The sequence below is a fragment of the Pseudomonas machongensis genome (assembly GCF_034961125.1).
Lineage (GTDB): Bacteria > Pseudomonadota > Gammaproteobacteria > Pseudomonadales > Pseudomonadaceae > Aquipseudomonas > Aquipseudomonas machongensis.
This window is the reverse complement of sequence record NZ_JAYFUI010000124.1, coordinates 13,837-29,803: the sequence shown is the minus strand read 5'-3', so window position 1 is coordinate 29,803 and position 15,967 is coordinate 13,837. Positions and strand designations below refer to the sequence as shown.

Annotated in this window: 18 protein-coding genes and 1 pseudogene; 8 read left to right on the top strand and 11 right to left on the bottom strand. The window is 56.2% G+C overall.

The window, feature by feature from the left end:
* Positions 1 to 19: 19 nt before the first annotated feature.
* Positions 20 to 439, bottom strand: a complete 420-nt coding sequence (locus VA602_RS13190; RefSeq protein ID WP_323453414.1) for a polyribonucleotide nucleotidyltransferase — start codon at positions 437 to 439, stop codon at positions 20 to 22.
* A gap of 119 nt (positions 440 to 558) precedes the next feature.
* Between VA602_RS13190 and VA602_RS13185 the strand changes: the two are divergent.
* Both VA602_RS13185 and hrpB read left to right on the top strand, forming a co-directional pair.
* Positions 559 to 939 (top strand): annotated as a pseudogene (locus VA602_RS13185) (DEAD/DEAH box helicase); the annotation flags it as partial.
* Between the two features lie 128 nt (positions 940 to 1,067).
* A complete protein-coding gene (hrpB, locus tag VA602_RS13180; RefSeq protein ID WP_323453413.1) occupies positions 1,068 to 3,590 on the top strand; it encodes an ATP-dependent helicase HrpB in 2,523 nt (840 codons plus the stop codon).
* A gap of 176 nt (positions 3,591 to 3,766) precedes the next feature.
* On the opposite strand, the gene VA602_RS13175 is transcribed toward hrpB, so the two are convergent.
* Complete coding sequence (locus tag VA602_RS13175; protein ID WP_323453412.1) at positions 3,767 to 4,684, bottom strand: hypothetical protein; 918 nt, start codon at positions 4,682 to 4,684, stop codon at positions 3,767 to 3,769.
* Position 4,685: 1 nt separating this feature from the next.
* Positions 4,686 to 5,783, bottom strand: a complete 1,098-nt coding sequence (locus VA602_RS13170) for a type IV toxin-antitoxin system AbiEi family antitoxin (protein WP_323453411.1) — start codon at positions 5,781 to 5,783, stop codon at positions 4,686 to 4,688.
* Positions 5,784 to 6,230: 447 nt separating this feature from the next.
* Between VA602_RS13170 and VA602_RS13165 the strand changes: the two genes are divergently transcribed.
* From VA602_RS13165 to VA602_RS13155, 3 genes are read left to right on the top strand one after another with little or no spacing between them, the layout of a single operon-like run.
* The gene (locus VA602_RS13165; protein WP_323453410.1) at positions 6,231 to 6,875 is read left to right on the top strand and encodes a hypothetical protein; all 645 of its coding nucleotides are present in this window, start codon (positions 6,231 to 6,233) and stop codon (positions 6,873 to 6,875) included.
* Complete coding sequence (locus VA602_RS13160) at positions 6,868 to 7,734, top strand: ImmA/IrrE family metallo-endopeptidase (RefSeq protein ID WP_323453409.1); 867 nt, start codon at positions 6,868 to 6,870, stop codon at positions 7,732 to 7,734. Before VA602_RS13165 ends, VA602_RS13160 begins: the two co-directional genes overlap by 8 nt.
* Positions 7,727 to 8,803, top strand: a complete 1,077-nt coding sequence (locus VA602_RS13155) for a beta family protein (RefSeq protein ID WP_323453408.1) — start codon at positions 7,727 to 7,729, stop codon at positions 8,801 to 8,803. Before VA602_RS13160 ends, VA602_RS13155 begins: the two co-directional genes overlap by 8 nt.
* Here VA602_RS13155 and VA602_RS13150 read toward each other — a convergent pair.
* Positions 8,762 to 9,349 (bottom strand): sce7726 family protein, encoded by a 588-nt coding sequence (locus tag VA602_RS13150; RefSeq protein WP_071534663.1) that lies wholly within the window; start codon positions 9,347 to 9,349, stop codon positions 8,762 to 8,764. The genes VA602_RS13155 and VA602_RS13150 overlap by 42 nt on opposite strands.
* Before the next feature lie 188 nt (positions 9,350 to 9,537).
* Between VA602_RS13150 and VA602_RS13145 the strand changes: the two genes are divergently transcribed.
* Complete coding sequence (locus tag VA602_RS13145) at positions 9,538 to 9,747, top strand: hypothetical protein (protein WP_323453407.1); 210 nt, start codon at positions 9,538 to 9,540, stop codon at positions 9,745 to 9,747.
* An 8-nt stretch (positions 9,748 to 9,755) separates the two neighbouring features.
* Here VA602_RS13145 and VA602_RS13140 read toward each other — a convergent pair whose 3' ends face one another.
* Together VA602_RS13140 and VA602_RS13135 are read right to left on the bottom strand one after the other, a co-directional pair.
* Entirely contained in the window at positions 9,756 to 10,685 is a 930-nt protein-coding gene (locus VA602_RS13140) for a hypothetical protein (RefSeq protein ID WP_323453406.1), read from the bottom strand.
* Positions 10,686 to 10,766: 81 nt separating this feature from the next.
* Entirely contained in the window at positions 10,767 to 11,198 is a 432-nt protein-coding gene (locus VA602_RS13135; RefSeq protein WP_323453405.1) for a helix-turn-helix transcriptional regulator, read from the bottom strand.
* Between the two features lie 310 nt (positions 11,199 to 11,508).
* Between VA602_RS13135 and VA602_RS13130 the strand changes: the two genes are divergently transcribed.
* Positions 11,509 to 11,811: a nucleotidyltransferase family protein gene (locus tag VA602_RS13130; protein WP_323453404.1), complete on the top strand. Its 303-nt coding sequence runs from the start codon at positions 11,509 to 11,511 to the stop codon at positions 11,809 to 11,811.
* Here VA602_RS13130 and VA602_RS13125 read toward each other — a convergent pair.
* From VA602_RS13125 to VA602_RS26775, 3 genes are all read right to left on the bottom strand, one after another.
* Positions 11,801 to 12,250 (bottom strand): 3'-5' exonuclease family protein, encoded by a 450-nt coding sequence (locus tag VA602_RS13125; protein WP_323453403.1) that lies wholly within the window; start codon positions 12,248 to 12,250, stop codon positions 11,801 to 11,803. The genes VA602_RS13130 and VA602_RS13125 overlap by 11 nt on opposite strands.
* Before the next feature lie 391 nt (positions 12,251 to 12,641).
* The gene (locus VA602_RS13120; RefSeq protein WP_323453402.1) at positions 12,642 to 13,340 is read right to left on the bottom strand and encodes a hypothetical protein; all 699 of its coding nucleotides are present in this window, start codon (positions 13,338 to 13,340) and stop codon (positions 12,642 to 12,644) included.
* Between the two features lie 193 nt (positions 13,341 to 13,533).
* On the bottom strand, positions 13,534 to 13,728 hold the full coding sequence (locus VA602_RS26775; protein WP_407682507.1) for a hypothetical protein: 195 nt from the start codon (positions 13,726 to 13,728) through the stop codon (positions 13,534 to 13,536).
* A gap of 42 nt (positions 13,729 to 13,770) precedes the next feature.
* Between VA602_RS26775 and VA602_RS13110 the strand changes: the two genes are divergently transcribed.
* Positions 13,771 to 14,070 (top strand): hypothetical protein, encoded by a 300-nt coding sequence (locus tag VA602_RS13110; RefSeq protein ID WP_323453420.1) that lies wholly within the window; start codon positions 13,771 to 13,773, stop codon positions 14,068 to 14,070.
* A gap of 343 nt (positions 14,071 to 14,413) precedes the next feature.
* Here the strand turns inward: VA602_RS13110 and VA602_RS13105 are convergent, their stop codons facing one another.
* Together VA602_RS13105 and VA602_RS13100 are read right to left on the bottom strand one after the other, a co-directional pair.
* Positions 14,414 to 14,920: a hypothetical protein gene (locus tag VA602_RS13105; RefSeq protein WP_323453401.1), complete on the bottom strand. Its 507-nt coding sequence runs from the start codon at positions 14,918 to 14,920 to the stop codon at positions 14,414 to 14,416.
* 194 nt (positions 14,921 to 15,114) lie between these two features.
* Complete coding sequence (locus VA602_RS13100) at positions 15,115 to 15,888, bottom strand: alpha/beta fold hydrolase (RefSeq protein ID WP_125930847.1); 774 nt, start codon at positions 15,886 to 15,888, stop codon at positions 15,115 to 15,117.
* Positions 15,889 to 15,967 lie beyond the last annotated feature (79 nt).

Sequence of the window (15,967 nt, the reverse complement as noted above, 5' to 3'; positions counted from 1 at the left end):
CGTGTCATTCCGGTGTCGCTCAGGCGGCCGGGACCAGGCCGAAGACGGCCAGCTGTTCAACGCTGCCGCGGTGCTGGATCAGCCGCGGATCGTTCAGGGGCAGGCGCTGGCCCAGTTCGCTTTCGAGAATAGCCTGCAGCTTGAGGTTGTCGATCTTGCCATCGGCATCGACCGCAGGCTTGAGCTTGGCCGGGTCGACCTGGGCGGTCTTGCCGCCTGGGTAGTAGATGGCGCCCGTGGCGAAGTCGACACCGAAGGCGATCAGGCCAGGGATGACATAGAAGAGGATGCCGATCGCGTCCATGACGGCGACTACCGGATCGATCTTGCCTTCGATCTGGCCGCGACGGTCGGGATAGAGGATGGTGCCGCAGGCCGTCAGCTGGGTCAGCAGGGCGGCGATGAGGGCGCCACCGATGACACGGGAATGGATGCGCATGTGAATCTCCGGAAAGGTGACTGCAGGAGGTCGGGCAAAAGCGTCCGCACCTGATGCTCAGACCATGACGAAGCGGTCTCGGTTCGCCGTTATACTCGCTCGCCAGCTTGAGGACCACCATGAATTCTTTACCGATCGATGCTGTCTTGCCCGCCCTGCGCAAAGCCTTGGGCCAACGTCACGAAGCCGTGCTCGAGGCGCCGCCCGGTGCCGGCAAGACCACCCGCGTACCCCTGGCCCTGCTCGACGAGCCCTGGCTGGCCGGGCAACGCATCGTCATGCTCGAGCCGCGTCGTCTCGCGGCCCGCGCTGCCGCCGAGCGCATGGCCAGCGAGCTTGGGGAAAAGGTTGGCGAGACGGTCGGCTATCGCATCCGCCTGGACAGCAAGGTCGGGCCGGGCACCCGTATCGAGGTCGTCACCGAAGGTATCCTCACCCGTCGACTGCAGGCCGATCCGGCGCTCGAGGGGGTTGGGTTGCTGATTTTCGATGAATTCCACGTTTTGCCGATTGCACGAAAATCATCATATTCTTGTCAAAAACTTCCGTCCTTCCCTTCACAGCCTCTGAGCTGAACCACCTCTCCACAGAGCCCGTCGTATACTGCCTCCCTGATTTGGGAGCCTCGATGATTTCTCTACCTATTGACCTCGTATTGCCAGACGTACGAGAGGCCTTGGCCAACCGCAACGAAGTGATCCTTGAAGCGCCACCTGGTGCGGGCAAGACCACTCGGGTGCCCCTGGCGCTGCTGAACCAACCTTGGCTTGGTGACCAGAAGATCCTGATGCTCGAACCTCGCCGGCTGGCTGCTCGGGCGGCGGCTGAGCGTTTGGCGAGTGAGCTGGGTGAGAAGGTTGGTGAGACCGTCGGCTACCGCATTCGTCTCGAGAGCAAAGTAGGCCCGCGAACCCAGATCGAGGTGGTCACCGAAGGTATCCTGGCGCGCCGGCTCCAAGATGATCCTGCGCTGGACGGGGTGGGCGTGGTCATCTTCGATGAGTATCACCTTCGAAACCTTGACTCTGACCTTGCACTGGCTCTGTGCCTGAGTGCCCGTGAACTGCTGCGTGATGAGCCACCGCTGAAGCTGCTACTGATGTCTGCAACCCTGGAAGGTGCTCGCCTTTCAAAGGTGCTGAATGATGCGCCTGTGGTCACCAGTGAAGGGCGGATGTATCCGGTCTCGACGGTTTGGGGTAGCCGTTATCAGCCGGGTGAGCGAATCGATGCGCGAGTCACAGACACCTGCTTGGCCGCCATCAATGAACAGTCGGGAAGCGTTCTGGTTTTCCTTCCTGGGCAGGCAGAGATTCGGCGGGTGGCAGAAGACCTCAAGGAGCAGCTGAGCAACCGTCCAGACGTGATTGTGTGCCCCCTGTACGGTGACCTCGATCTGAACGCCCAGCGTGCTGCTATTGACCCGGCACCCAAGGGCTCCCGAAAGATCGTACTGGCCACGAACATCGCCGAGACCAGCTTGACTATCGAAGGCGTCAGGGTCGTGGTGGACAGTGGTCTCGAGCGAGTGCCGAAGTTCGATCCTCGCAGTGGCATGACCCGACTCGACACTCAGCGTATCTCGAAGGCCAGTGCTACCCAGCGTGCGGGTCGGGCAGGGCGCCTGGAGCCAGGCGTCTGCTATCGCCTATGGTCGGAGTCGCAGCACGAGCAAATGGCCGGCTACAGCACTCCAGAGATCCTGCAGGCGGATCTCGCAGCTCTGGCACTCCAGCTGGCTCGGTGGGGAATGAAACCGGAAGAGATGACCTGGCTCGACCAACCTCCATCAGCTCCTTTCGGCCAAGCCAGAGACCTGCTGAAGCGCCTGGGCGCACTCGATGATGCAGGACAGCTCACACCGCACGGCTCGGCCATGAGCGAGCTTCCAGCGCATCCACGGATCGCCCACATGCTCATCAAGGGCAATGCGATGGGCATGGATGATCTGGCGTGCAACATCGCGGCGCTGCTCGGTGAGAAGGACATCCTCCGTGGAGCCGGTGCTGACCTTCACACCAGGCTGAGTGCTTTGTCAGGCGAGCAACATTCACGTCGTAGTGGTGGTTCCCTCCAGCGGGTGAAGCAGTCTGCTCGGCAGTACCGATCCCTGCTGCGCGGGAAGGCCTCCAGCCCTGTCAGCGAGCCCGATCACCCACGGTGGGTAGGGTGCCTCCTGGCGTTTGCCTACCCTGACCGAATCGGCCTGCAGAGGCGTGCAAGTGCATCCGAATACCGTCTCTCCAATGGTCGTGCTGCGGTGTTCTCAGAGCCCGATGCCCTCACCAAGCACGAGTGGCTGGTGGTGGCCGACCTGGGTAGCCGGCAAGGGCAGCGTGAGGAGCGGATCTACCTGGCGAGTGACCTCGATCCGGCCTTATTCGATGACGAACTGGCTGACCTTGTGAGGTCGGTGGATGAGGTCGACTGGGACGAAAGGGAAGGAGTGCTGAAGGCTGAGCGGCAGTTGAAGGTTGGGCAGCTCATCTTGTCGACGAAAGCTCTGCCGAGTCTTGATGAGCAAACCCGTTCGCTTGCCTTGGTCAACCTGGTGAGGCGCAAGGGCATCGAGCTCCTACCGTGGAGCCCCGAGCTACGGCAGTGGCAGGCGCGGGTCGATCTGCTGCGTCAGCTGGATATCCAGAATGGTCAGACAGAGAGCAAATGGCCTGATCTCAGCGATGCCAATCTTCTCGACACCCTCGAAGAGTGGCTCACGCCGTACCTGGGCAAAGTCACGAGGCTCGGCCACTTCAGCCAGCTGGATCTGTCTTCGATAGTCAGAAACCTCCTGCCTTGGCCGCTTCCACAGGAGCTGGAAACCCAGGCGCCTCAAGCGATCCAGGTGCCGTCCGGATCGAATATCCGTATCGACTACTCGCAACATCCGCCAATCCTCGCTGTGAGGCTGCAAGAACTGTTTGGCTTGGCGGAAACTCCACGCATAGCCCAGGGCAAGCAGCCGCTGATTCTGCATCTTCTGTCGCCGGCTCGTAGGCCTGTGCAGGTTACCCAGGATCTCGCCAGCTTCTGGCGCAGCACCTATGTCGAGGTAAAGAAAGATCTCAAAGGTAGATACCCCAAGCATTATTGGCCTGAAGATCCATTAGTTGCTGAAGCGACGGCCAGGGCGAAGCCTAGGAAACCTTGAGGTTTGGGCGTGCCCTGCGGGAGCGGCTGTCGTGAATCGAGCCACTGCGTGTCTCGACCCTTACGGGCTTCCATCCTCACGCCTGGCGCGCTCCGCTTGCTCTTCAGTATGGTGCTTAACACCAGGCCGCTAGCCGTTACGACCTAGCTGCCTGTTTTTCTGCGGTTTCAGGCTAGTTATTCAACTGGCCCGAGATCACGCTCAAGCAGCTTCAGGAAATTTTCGATGAGGCCTGACGCATAACGTGCCTCTGATACAAGCTCCTCTTCATCCGCCCCTTTTCCGAGCATAAACTGAGCATATGATTTAGGCCCGATCAGCTCGTGCCCCTCTGTCTTCAAGGTGCTGCAGAATCTCTCTTTCAGTGCGATCCGACATGCCTTGACGGCCTCTGCATGCAAGCCAGACTTCGCACGCGCAACAAACTGGCCCACTACATCTTCGAGAGTACCGGCATAGCGCATCACATGAATCAGGTCGCCAGAGTCTTTCTTCTCTGCGCGACTGTGAAATGCCAAGGCTTTGAGGATGATGAATGCCGGGACGTCAGCGTAATGTACGGTCTCGATGGTAACGCCTCGATCACCGAGCATTTCCGCCTCAATTTTTCTCGACTCGTACCAGTCATGCACAATTTCCATGTGCTGTACTGAGAGTGCTGAAACATCCTCACCGTCGAGTGCAGCAATCTTGCTTGGTGGGCAGTCATCGGTTGAGCCTCTAAGGAATTCAACCAAAACGACTTGCTTGGCAGAAATCTGATATTCCCACCGCCATGCTGTGTCCCAGCCATTTTTTGGATCAACCCATCGTTTGAATCCGCGAGCCAGCAGTTGCTTGGACAGAGAAGTATAGTTTCCGGATGCGAGCACGGAGAGATTAAGCGCAACGTCGACATCAGATGTACCAAAGTGGGCCGGTACATCTGGGTACTGTTCAGGCGTCAAATACCTCGGCACCAAGCCGCCTACCAGGCGGATAGTATCCTTCAGTGAACCGAAGGCGCTGAGGAGGGTGACGAGGACTTGCTCACAGGTATGTGTATGTGCAGCACTGTATCCATCAGCCGACTGTGGTTTAGCTTCTACTGCCACGTTACACCTTTAAAATATCTTCACGAAATTGGGCCGCAAGCTCTGCGTTTCGTCCACGGCCATTTAGGAGGTCAAGGTATTGTATGAAAGGACTCGCGAACCAAGCTCGTTCAGTGTCTGAATACTCCTGGAAGAGTTCGCTGGCACCTGAGCGCTCGATCAAAACAACGTTCGCACCTTTTTCGGCTGGTTTAAGACCAAGTTTTTCAGCAACTCGCTCAGCTTTTGTCGGTACTATGATTTCTGCAATATCGACATGAGTGAGTAGGGGGGACAGACGATTGGCAGCGATAGCGCCTGTGAATGCTACCGACAAACCATGTCGTTGGTCACGACCATTCCAGCTCATGTTTGAGGACAATTCCTCGACAAGCCTTTTAGGGTTTTGGCAGAAAAAGTACCAGCGTGAAATTTGTTGCCTGCGTTGTGCCCATGCTTCGGCCCAGGCATCCAGTAGCTCTTTAGGTCTGATGAGCCGACGAACTCGATGTCGCCCTTCTCCTTGGGATTCTACCCAACCAAGACGCTCAAGCTCTTGGAGCAAATTAGACACGGTAGCGCCAGAGGTTTGGGAAAGCTCAACTACCTGCTGACCATGAAACCAATCCCTATCCATATGAAGCAGGGTATGGATGATTTTCTCACGTGAACCTTTGAACACATCAACTTCTCGGAGGGTGCCCTTGGTCGCAGACTTACCTTTTTCGATGTTGACTAGCCAGTTTCGGTGTTTGAAGAACAGTGTGCCACTCGAATCAAAGAAGCTCACGCCACGGTTTCTGAGTTCGTCCCGCGCTCCTTTGCTGATGTGTTCGGCAAGGAAAATGGGCACCATGTCAGAGGCATTCCTAGTCCGGCTCTGATGCCCATGCAGATCCCACAGTGCATCCTTGATGTCCCGTGGATACGCTTCTTTCTTGATGGAGAATACTAGACGCCAGTCGCCCTCGGGGGTATTCAGGTGACCCATGGCATCCGGCTCCCAGGGCTCGCCCTCAGGATTGATCTTGATCGCTGACAACGCTGATCCTGTGGCCTCTTCAAATGCCTCAGCGAAGGCGCTCATCAGCGGTTCATGCTTTTCGAAATCGTAATTCATTGCTACCCCTGCACCGAAAGCTTGGACGAGCCTCCGTCCGTTTCTTAGCTCAAAGCTACTCTAGATTTTAAAAAAATCAATGCTTGGTTCGGTGTTTAGCCTATTTTTCCTGATCAGGAAATCAAGCAAAATGAAGCTTTGATTCGGCGTTTGGCCTATTTTTCCTGTGCAGGAAATCAAGCGAAATGAGCCCTAGATTCGGCGTTTTGCCTATTTTTCCTGCTCAGGAAATCAAGAAAACCTAGAACACGACACAGTTAAGCTATGTGCCATGGTTTGGGAGACTGACTGGACGTCTAGAATGGTTGCCAATGGGATTTTGGCGCCATAAGACGAACGTTGAGGGCAACGGCCATTGGTGGCATCATCTAGCCATCAGTACGGAGAGGGATTTCCACATGACATTCGGACGAGCCGAGTGCTGCGCCTTGAGCGATGGGCGCGTTGATGAGTGAGCCAACGCTGAAGTGCCGTCACACGGGGCAGGACGTGCCGTACCAGATCCACCAGGGTCTGGCACCCATGTACGTGTTCCAGCTGAACGAGCAGTGGGACGCCGAGAAGCGCCAGATCCTGAGGCAACTGATGGCGGATGTCCCTGCAGCCGCTGACGACCCCAACGTGCTTTTCGATCAATTGCCGGCGTATGGCCTGACCGATTTCCATTGGAGCTGGCTCGATAAGGCGTTCGCCTTCCGTAGCGATGACTACCACTGGTTCTTCCTGAGTGCCCAGGGTCGGATCCAGGCGACCTGCGTCATCTACCATCCCAAGGAAAGCCGCCTGGATGGGGAGCGCATTTTCTACATCGACTACGTCGCGTCCGCCTACTGGAACCGAGATCGACCGAACTACGTGAAGCAGTTCGGCAATGTAAGCCGAATCCTGATCGCTCATGCCTCCCACTTCGCCATCAACCAGCTGGGCTACCGTCCAGGGTTCTGCTTGCACTCGCTGCCGACTGCGGAGGGGTACTACCGCTACCTCGGCATGATTGAGTACGACGCTGATGCCGACAAAGAGAACCTGCGCTACTTCGAAGCGCCTCCTGACATAGCTGGGAAGCTGGCAGGGGAGGCTCAGCATGTCTGACTCTCCCGAAGGGCTTCCAGGCGACTTCGAGGTTTATCCGTCCTCGCGGGATGCTGCGGTTGAGTTTACGGCGGCGCTGTCCAGCTTGAAGAAAGCGCTGAAGCCGGCAGATGCCAAGGCGCATGCGCGGCCTGGTGAGGCGTATGACGACTTCATCATTCGGCTCGCCCTCAACGCGACCAACAACAAGGCCGTGCTCTATCGCAAGAATGACTCGGCGGAAGAGACCAAGATTCAGGCCTGGTTGTCCCTGATCAACGAGAAGTCCAAGTTCGCCGTGCTGACCCGGAGGATGCCTGATTTCCAGGGGCTGAGCGCTCAACACCTCCGGCAGATCGCGCTCCTGAGCCTCAAGCCTGAAAACATCACCACCCTGGTGGATGTTCTGGCTGAGTCCTATGGCGTGCTTCTGGTGGTGGAGCCGGGCTTCAAGTCGATGAAAATGGATGGGTGCACCTTCAAGTTGTCGCAGGGTACGCCCGTTGTTGGCATAGCGCTTCGATACAACCGCTACGATAACTTCTGGTTCACGCTTATGCATGAGCTTGCCCATATCCACATGCATTACGACTATCTCGATAATCCGATCCTGGATGACCTTGAGGAAGACAACGACTCTGATCGCGAAGTCGAGGCGAACATCATTGCCAAAGATAGCCTGGTCTCTCGGCAATACTGGCGGACGGCTTGGAATGTCAGGGCCAACAAGAAACAACTTTTGGATATTTGCGCTAAGGCTGAAGTGCATCCGTCCATCATGGCGGGGATGATTCGTCACCAAGCCAAGAACTACAAGCTTTACCCTGAATTGCATCACTCTATGGACGTTAAAAGCGCTTTCGGGTTTGCCAATGATTAAATATGTTCCTTTTCTGAAGCTTAAGCAGAATGAGATCCAAAGCGTAGGGGTGTTGGACGGAGGCATTCGCGATCAAATCGCTCCGATGTACGACATTCCCCGAACGCAGAAAGTGATGGATGAAGCTGAGGTCATTGACCGCTTGAGGATTGCAGATAAAGAACTAGGCAATGCTCGTGGGAAGGACATAGATTACAAATTTTTCGTCGACAATTTCGACGTCGATGACAGTGTTGATCTGGGTGGTGTCCCGCAGTACCGGGCTGTGCTGACAATGCTGTCGAATTATCGAGTTATGCCCGTTCTGGCCTTTGATCGGCACCCGGATCATAACGTTGCGGCGCTTGATTTCGTGAAGTCGCGGCCTGGCACTGATGTCGGCATTCGCCTCCAGATGATCGACATCGAAAGCTACAACCTCACGAAGAGCAATCTTCAGGCGCTTTGGGCGGACTTGGCGGTCGCCAAACCTGACAATGTCATCCTTCTGATCGACCTGCGTATCATCGAAGACCCAGCCGATTCCAAGAAGAAAGTGGAAAGGTTCGTAGCCAGCTTCCAGGGTGACTTCCCAGGTGCCAAGGTGGTTGTCTCGGGGTCAGTAGTGCCTGCATCTATCGCAGGGCTAGTCGCGACAAACTCCAAAGTCCATATCCCTCGGGAGGAGTACAGGCTGTGGCGTGCTCTGAACGCAACCCCTGCCTTCAAGGATGTATTGTTTGGAGACTATGGGGTGGTCAGCCCGGAGTATTCGGACTTCGAGATGGAGCCCGAATATATTAGCAGTCGAGCGGCGCCGAAGGTTTTCTACACCTATGGCGATAGCTTCTTCATTGCGCGTGGGCGACGGTTCAAAACGCACAAGTTTACACAGTATTTCGATATTTCTGATGTGCTTGTGGATGAGCCATTTTTTAGACTAAGTACGCCGCACTATTCATTTGGCGAGCAGTATATTCATGACCGGAGCTACAAGGCTCCGGTAAGATCGAAAAAGACAGGTCACCCAGGAACTTGGATTAAAAGCTCAACCGCCGCTCACATCACTTTCGTGGTTAACAACATTTGAGCGCCTTTCGATGAGGGCGCCTTGGATTCCTGCCAGGGCGTCGTCACGGCTCAACTGATAACTGATTTGCTCAGCAATATCGTCACGGTTGAAAGATTTTTTGAAGATCACTTCAGGATGTGCGGTCGCAATGGCCGTCAACTCTGCTTTCCAGAGCATGAGAAGGGCATCTTTCTTGGAGAACATTGGATTGGTGCCGGCCTTGCGGACGTAACGCAACATTGTCCGATCTTTACCAGGTGTGGCGAGCATGATTCCCCAATAGGCAGGGATCTTTTCCATTGCCCAGCGCACATGGTTCTCGGTGGTCACCAAGGTCAGTTTCGGGAATGATCTGGAGTAGAACTCCGACTGCGACAGAATCCTTCGAACGTTATCTGTTTCGCCTTTGATTTCGTAGCAATGCATCTCTCGGTAGCAGGCAACTACGTCGGCAATGGCGTTGCCATTATCGATGGTGAGCTCTTCGAGCACGCGAGCAGGTTTAGGCGACCGCTTCATTAAGTGGTCAACTAAAGCGGTTCGGATTTCTTTATCTCTGAGCACTCAGAGCTCCAGGCGGGCACAAACGCAACATTTTAGCCTATGACGCTCCCCGTTGTGGAGTGCGCTCGCCTCTTCCTGAGCACGTCCCGACCGGCAGCGCCATGGTGCCAGGTCGATTCTGGCTTAGAGCGTTCGGGTGGTAGGCTAGCGGCGCATCTTCGCGACCACCTGCATCACCGGAGCAGTACATGATCATCGACCGCCTTGCCGCTTGGCTGTTCCCCGACCGCCGTCCTGAGTGGGAAAAGCAACGTGAGCGTGAATTCATCGAAGCGGTGAACAGCCTCAAGACACTCAGGGTTACGCCGGAGGGTGGCATGGCCATCGATCCTGAGGAAATTCGCGAGCAGGTCATCGAGTCGCGGGAGCGGCTGAAGCACTTCGTCCGCAAGCCATGACCGGCAGCTCAGTCGGGGTCGGCCAGGTCAGGCACGCCTGTTGTACTTTCCTCTGCCTCCAAAGCGAGCTCCACCTGTTTGCGCACGAAGACGGAGACGGCGCCGCTCAGGTGACTCATGAGTTGGGCCAGATCCTCGGAGGGCGCCACGTAGCCTTCGACTTTCCCGTGAACACTCGCAACCTTGTTTCGTGTGGTGCCGATAGAACTGCACATTTTGACGGCGCCTGCGAGTAATTGTCCTGAATAAGATTTTATGAGGTCTTTCTCATAAAATATTTTATTCAAAACGCCTATTGAATCGGCCATCGAAAAGTCTTCGTGTCCCGTGTGCCCAAGTTTTGTAAGGCACCTTTTGAATGTTGACTCGAGCAGTACGGCACCATGTCCAATTGAGTTTTCTGGCTTTGTTTTGACAGTGTTATGGCACTGCGTCCATAGATCCAATAACACGAGGTCATCAGTCAGCTCGGACTGAATGTCTTCGTCAGTTCTGGCTTTCTGTTCGCTAAGATATCTTGAAAGTCCTTCTGCAACTCTCTTCGTATCCTCTAGGTCATTGAGTACGGAACTTGCCAGATTGGCCGCGATAGAGTGGAGGGTTTCCGGGGTACTGATACGCTTGAGCCAACGTGTAGAGATGTCTTTGAGGAAATGCTTTACAGGCTCTGGATTGTTGTAATCTTCAGGAAAAGTCTGTGAATATAAAACTAGACGCTTGCCGTTGAAGAACAGCGTTCCCTCGATGTGCCCTACTTGCTCATCTTCCTGATCAAGGAGTTCTTCCAGGATGATCATGTCACTTTGGGCGGCGAAGCCAAGCTCACCGGCCTGCTCGATGAGGATTTTCTCGAAAGCCTTCAGGCCGTCCCAAACGCGTGCTCGTTCGATGCGCAGCTGTTCGCTGGCGAGTGCCAGATCCTTCAACGCCTTATTCATGCATTTTCCCTGACTAAAACTGAGCAGCCCTGAGGTTGGGCGTCTGTCTGCGCACTGGAAGGGTTCGCTGAGCAGTACCGCCTATTGGTTGTCCATAGCATGCCACATGCGCCCAACCGTGCTACTCGGCAACCCCAGTTTCTTGCAGACCTCGGCCTGACTTAGGCCGGCTTCCTTCAACTCTCGTATCGCCCTGAGTTTCTCAGCCGCAGCTGCCTGGCGTGGGGGAGGGAGCTTCTGCGGTTCGGCGGGCAGCCTCTCATCCAGAAGGCCCTGGATCTGCAACTCGGCAAGGGTCTCAATCAAGGCGGTGCGCGGCGTTTTGCCTTCATTCGCAGCAGCGAGCAGCGTGAAGAACGACAGCGGCGTGACGCCCAGCGCATCTGCCAGGTCGGAGGTGAGGTCGACGCTGGCCGAGGTCGTGGACGCCTCCAGGCGGCTGATGTGAGCCTGATCAGCCTGTTTCTGAAGGTCGGACTGCGATAGGCCCCTCCGAATTCTGAGCCACTGCAACGTTGCTGCGTATGCCCGACTCGATTGCTTCGAGCTCTTCCTTGCTCAGCCCTTTAGCTTCGCCATTGTCAAACCGCAGAAATGGGCCGCCGTCGGTGCGCTGCTGCATGGCGTACTGTGAGGGCCGCATAGAAGGCATGGTGTTGTCATCCCTGATCAAAAAGTGGTCGCCGAAGGCGTTAGGTCGAGTCTAACGAGCCTCTTGAGCTCCGGAAAGGCGGGCACCAAAATGCTAATTCGCCGGGGCCATCGGCGAGCGCCTGCCAAGGTGTTTACTAAACCAGCAAGGCCGTGATTCAAGGAGAAAGGGATGAGGCCCAATGATGCGATACGAGGCAAGGAAGGGGACATCCGGTGCCTAATCGAGGTCTACGGCTTCGTTCAGCCCAAGCTCTTCGGCTCTGCCGCTCGAGGCGATGATCACGAAGGGAGTGATCTCGATCTGCTCGCCACCATTCCTCCAGCAATGGCCGGCAAGATATCCTTGTTCGACATCGCCGAGCTCGAAGACGAGCTTCAGGCTTTGGTGGGCGTACCGGTCGACTTCCACGTCCGTAACAACATGCCTGAGCACCTCAGGCAATCCATCGAGCGTGAGATGGTTACGCTCTAGCGGTGAACATGCTTGCGATGATCCTGGCGTCCAGCAGGGCGTGATGAGGCAGTTCTTCCCCATCACTCGTCGCGGTCAGGGTCGTGGCATCGGTGGGGAAATTCCTGACGTTCTGGGGCCATTTCCCATCGTCATAGGCGAGCTCGCAGAACAGCTCCCAGTCGTAGGCAGGTGCGTTAGTGGCAATCTCGAGCTCTTCGTCGTAGGTAGCCAAGAACCGGAGGAGCGCCGACCTTGCCTCGAGGATCGGCATGGCGTACTCACCTCCCCAGAGTTGCGGCAGTACGATCTCCTTCACGAAATCACTGCAGCCTTCTTCTCGCCACGCGTCGATCACTTCCACGTAGAATTCCCGGCCATCCTCGGCGACTAACGCCAGGGAGATCAGCTTTGCCTGCGCGGTGAGCTGAGTGAACTCACAATCGAGAAAGAGCCTCATCTGTTGGAACCTCTGCAATGACTAGGGCCCGCCTGAAGTTGTCCCAGGAAGGCTGTCTGTGGGAAATCGCCTTGGCGTATTTCGGCCCCGAAAAGCTGTTGGAAACGATTGTAGATCTGTGGGATGGTGCGAGCCCTCCCGCCAGGCCGACCGTCGAGCACCTGTCGACCGACACGCTACCCGCAGATGTCGTGAATATACTGAAAATTGCCCAGGTGCGAGTCGGGGCCCTCGTTCCAGGTCGCGTGCCTGTACCAGGTGTTGTCACGTTGTGCGCCCGGCATGCCAATGACCTCGCCGATGGGATCCTGGCAAGACTGCCGAGATGCCTCCCATGGCGAAGAAGGTATGTGCCGATAGTCGATTGGGCATGGAAACTTCAGAAGTCGATCTACAATGCTGACGCGTATCCCAGCTTCATCAAGTGTGCGTTGAGGTCGCGGCAATGCTTGCTGTACTCTTCAAATGACCCTGCTAGAACGCTGAGGTCTGTATTGTTTATTCTATGGTTCAGCATGGCCGGAAGCATTGAAAAAAAAGTGCAGTCATCAATTAATGTGATCAAGCTTACCATTCTCGCGTCTAGGAAAGGCAATTGGTCTAGTAGCTTTCTAATACTTGTAGCTGACCTTTCTCTGTAGTTGTTGAAGTATTGAAGCCAATTTGCGTATCGATCTGGAAGTGCGATCAATAGCGGGGCGTTGGAGTAAGGAGAGATCTTGGATAGTGCAGCAGTTAGGTCGGAATTTTCCATGGTTCCGAGTGATAGTGATACTCCTGATGCTTTTGCTATGGCGCCAACTTGACTTGCGCATTCTTTGATTATGCGAGCTGCGTGCTTTTCCACGTAGGGTTGAAGTATGGCTCGATCAGATTGCTCTTTAATATGAACCACCACAATGTAGAATAGGTAGCTGGCTATTATTGACGCCAATATAGCCTCGGCAATCAGCCCAAGCTCATACGCACCGTTGAACAGAGCCGGAAAGCGATTCATTACTAGGATTTTGATAAGTAATGTAAGAGTGGAGCCAATTGCTAGCAGATTTGCTTCGGGAGATGCTGTTTTAAACAGTTTTATAAGTTGCATGGCCAGTCAACGATAGGATTTTGGTGGGGATCCGTCCAACTTGTCAATCTCGATCCAATTCGAGCGACTAAAGGTGGGGTTAATTTCTGGAGCTGCCTGGTCATCTTACCAACACCCGTCAGTGCTTCATATAGTGTTAGGGAGCGTCAGAAGCCTAAGGCCAAATGGGCCGCACGCTAACGAGTGTCGACTGTCAGCGCACCCAGTCAGGTTTACGGGTCACTAGCAACTGGGTGCTTTTCCGCCAGGACATGATATCGGCGATCTCAAATCCCAAAGCACTGATGCTCCATGCAGCCTTCATCCCACCATTCTTGAATGCAACAAATAATAATGTGTATGTGCAGACGGCTGTGATCGCTCTGATTTCTGCGGTAGTTGAGTTCATCGTTGAGTTCCTGGTAGCAAGCGCGGCGCAAAGTGTGCGGCCATGGTTCGCTGGTGTGAGCTAACGCTTCAACGGTTTCTGCGGCGGTCTATTCGTTGCCTTCGGTGTGGTGCTGCCAATCCACTTGTGATTGTTCGCGCCATGGCATACGGGGGTGTTGTCGATCTTCGCGACAAAACCAAGCTGGAAGGCGTGGAGCATGTTTACCTTGATCGCTCTCTATACAGTAAAGCGGAAGTGCTGCTGCTCGCCCTGAGCCATCGAGGGGAGATCACGGGCGATCTGTTCGCGGCCTCAGAGCCGGTGGCGAGTGAAAAACTCATGGGTGCGGAGGTGCTCTGAAAACCCTCGCTGGCTTTATTGGCTTTCCATGCGCATAAGGAAAGGTGTCAATGTTCTGCCGGGAGCAGGAGGGGAGATTGAATTTCGGGGTGTCAATGGTGATGGCTGGCAATGGTGATTTCAGTCAATCAATGGTGCGAGAATTGACAGTCAACCATTGTCACGCTTAGCTGTAGCTAGGCCCTGATTTTCCTCGGGTTGGAGTGTGTCAATCCTCAGAGCGGTCAGTTGATATTGGATATTACTGGCCGGACGATCCGCTGGTGGCCGAAGCCACGGCGCGGACCAAGCCGCGCAGATAAAAGCTCATCCCACGCTGGCCAGCAGTTCGACGCCGCAGGTATCACTGCGCGACGCGTTCAATCAGGAAGGTCAGGGGATTGCCCATCTGGACATTCATGTAACTGAACCGCGCCGAAGCTTCCGGGGCTTCGCTGCGGGCTTTGACCTGATGGCCAAGATGATCTCGCCAGCGGCACAACAGACTGTCCTGGCCCCACTGCAGGGGCTCAAGCTTGAAATAGTCCACGACCGAGGCATAGCGGTAGAACCCCAGGTAGCCATTGCGGCTGACGCCGAGCTTCTTGTCCTGATGCTCGGCGTTGCCCATGATCATGAAGTTCAGGCGGTTGGGCGTTGTGGAATGAAGCAGGAAACGCATTACGCAGGCGGGCTGCTCGTTCCCCGCAACCAGCCAATCGCTTTGTCCGCCGATGTTTGCTCCCTCGGCGTCGGTAAACAGGCTGGGATAGAGGGCTCTACGGCGCCCGGAAGGGTCAATCGCATGAATCCTGCCGAGAAATACCTGTGCGTTCAGGGCCCAGTTGGAGGTTTCGGGGGTGTCTGTCATTGACGTGCTCCGCAATAAGATGGCGCCAGCCTGCGCGTGGTCGGGTCATGGCGCGTTCGAGTCAGATTCGTTGCGGGCATCAGTCTGGATAGCTGGAGCCAAGGGCGGGAGAGCGAAGGCTTTCCCGACCTTGCACGGCTCCAGCCCAGTGGGTGTCACCGACGGCGGGCCGAGGTGTCCGGCCCGCCCATCGTTCAGCGGGTGCTGGCGACCTTGTCGACGGCCTTGATGATCACCTTTGCCACCTCTGCAGGCTGCGATTGCTGGGGTACGTGGCTGGTGCCCAGCTCGGTGGTCTGCGCGCCCAGCTTCTTGGCGAAGGCGCGTTGCAGGCCTGGGTCGATCATGCGGTCCTGACCTGCAACCACGTACCAAGACGGTTTGCTGCTCCAGGCAGCAGCGCTGGTGCGATCCTCGAAGGCCGAGGCGCGGATCGGGCCTTGGGTGGCAGTCATGATGTCAGTCTGGGCCTTGGGCAGGTCCTGGGCGAAATCGGTGGCCATGCCTTGAGGCGTCAGGTACAGGTAGCCGTTGCTGTCGGCCGCGATCTGGCTGATGCCGGGTGGGGTCGGGTAGCCCTGACCCAGGTCCTTGCTGGCCTGGCCGGCATCGGGTGCGAATGCCGCCACATAGACCAGCCCGCGGACGTGGGCGTCGGTACCTGCCTGGCTGATCACCGTGCCGCCCCAGGAGTGGCCGACCAGGACCACGTCCCCTTGCTGGTTGTTCAGCACGCGCCGGGTCGCGGCGACGTCCTCGGCCAGTGAGGTCAGCGGGTTCTGCACCACCGTGACCTTGATGCCCTGGGCCTGCAGCAGCGGCACGACCTTGGCCCAGTCCGAGCCGTCGGCGAAGGCACCGTGGACGATGACCACCGAAGGCTTGGCGGTGTCGGCGAAGCTGCTGCCGAGGGTGAAGATCGAGGCAGTCATTGCTATTGCGGTGGCAAGCGTTTTGAATCGGAACATGGCGCGGTCTCCTGTGAGTGATGGCTGTATTCTCGGTAGGATCTGCCTGTACGGGTATCGGTCGAATGACCGAGCCTCC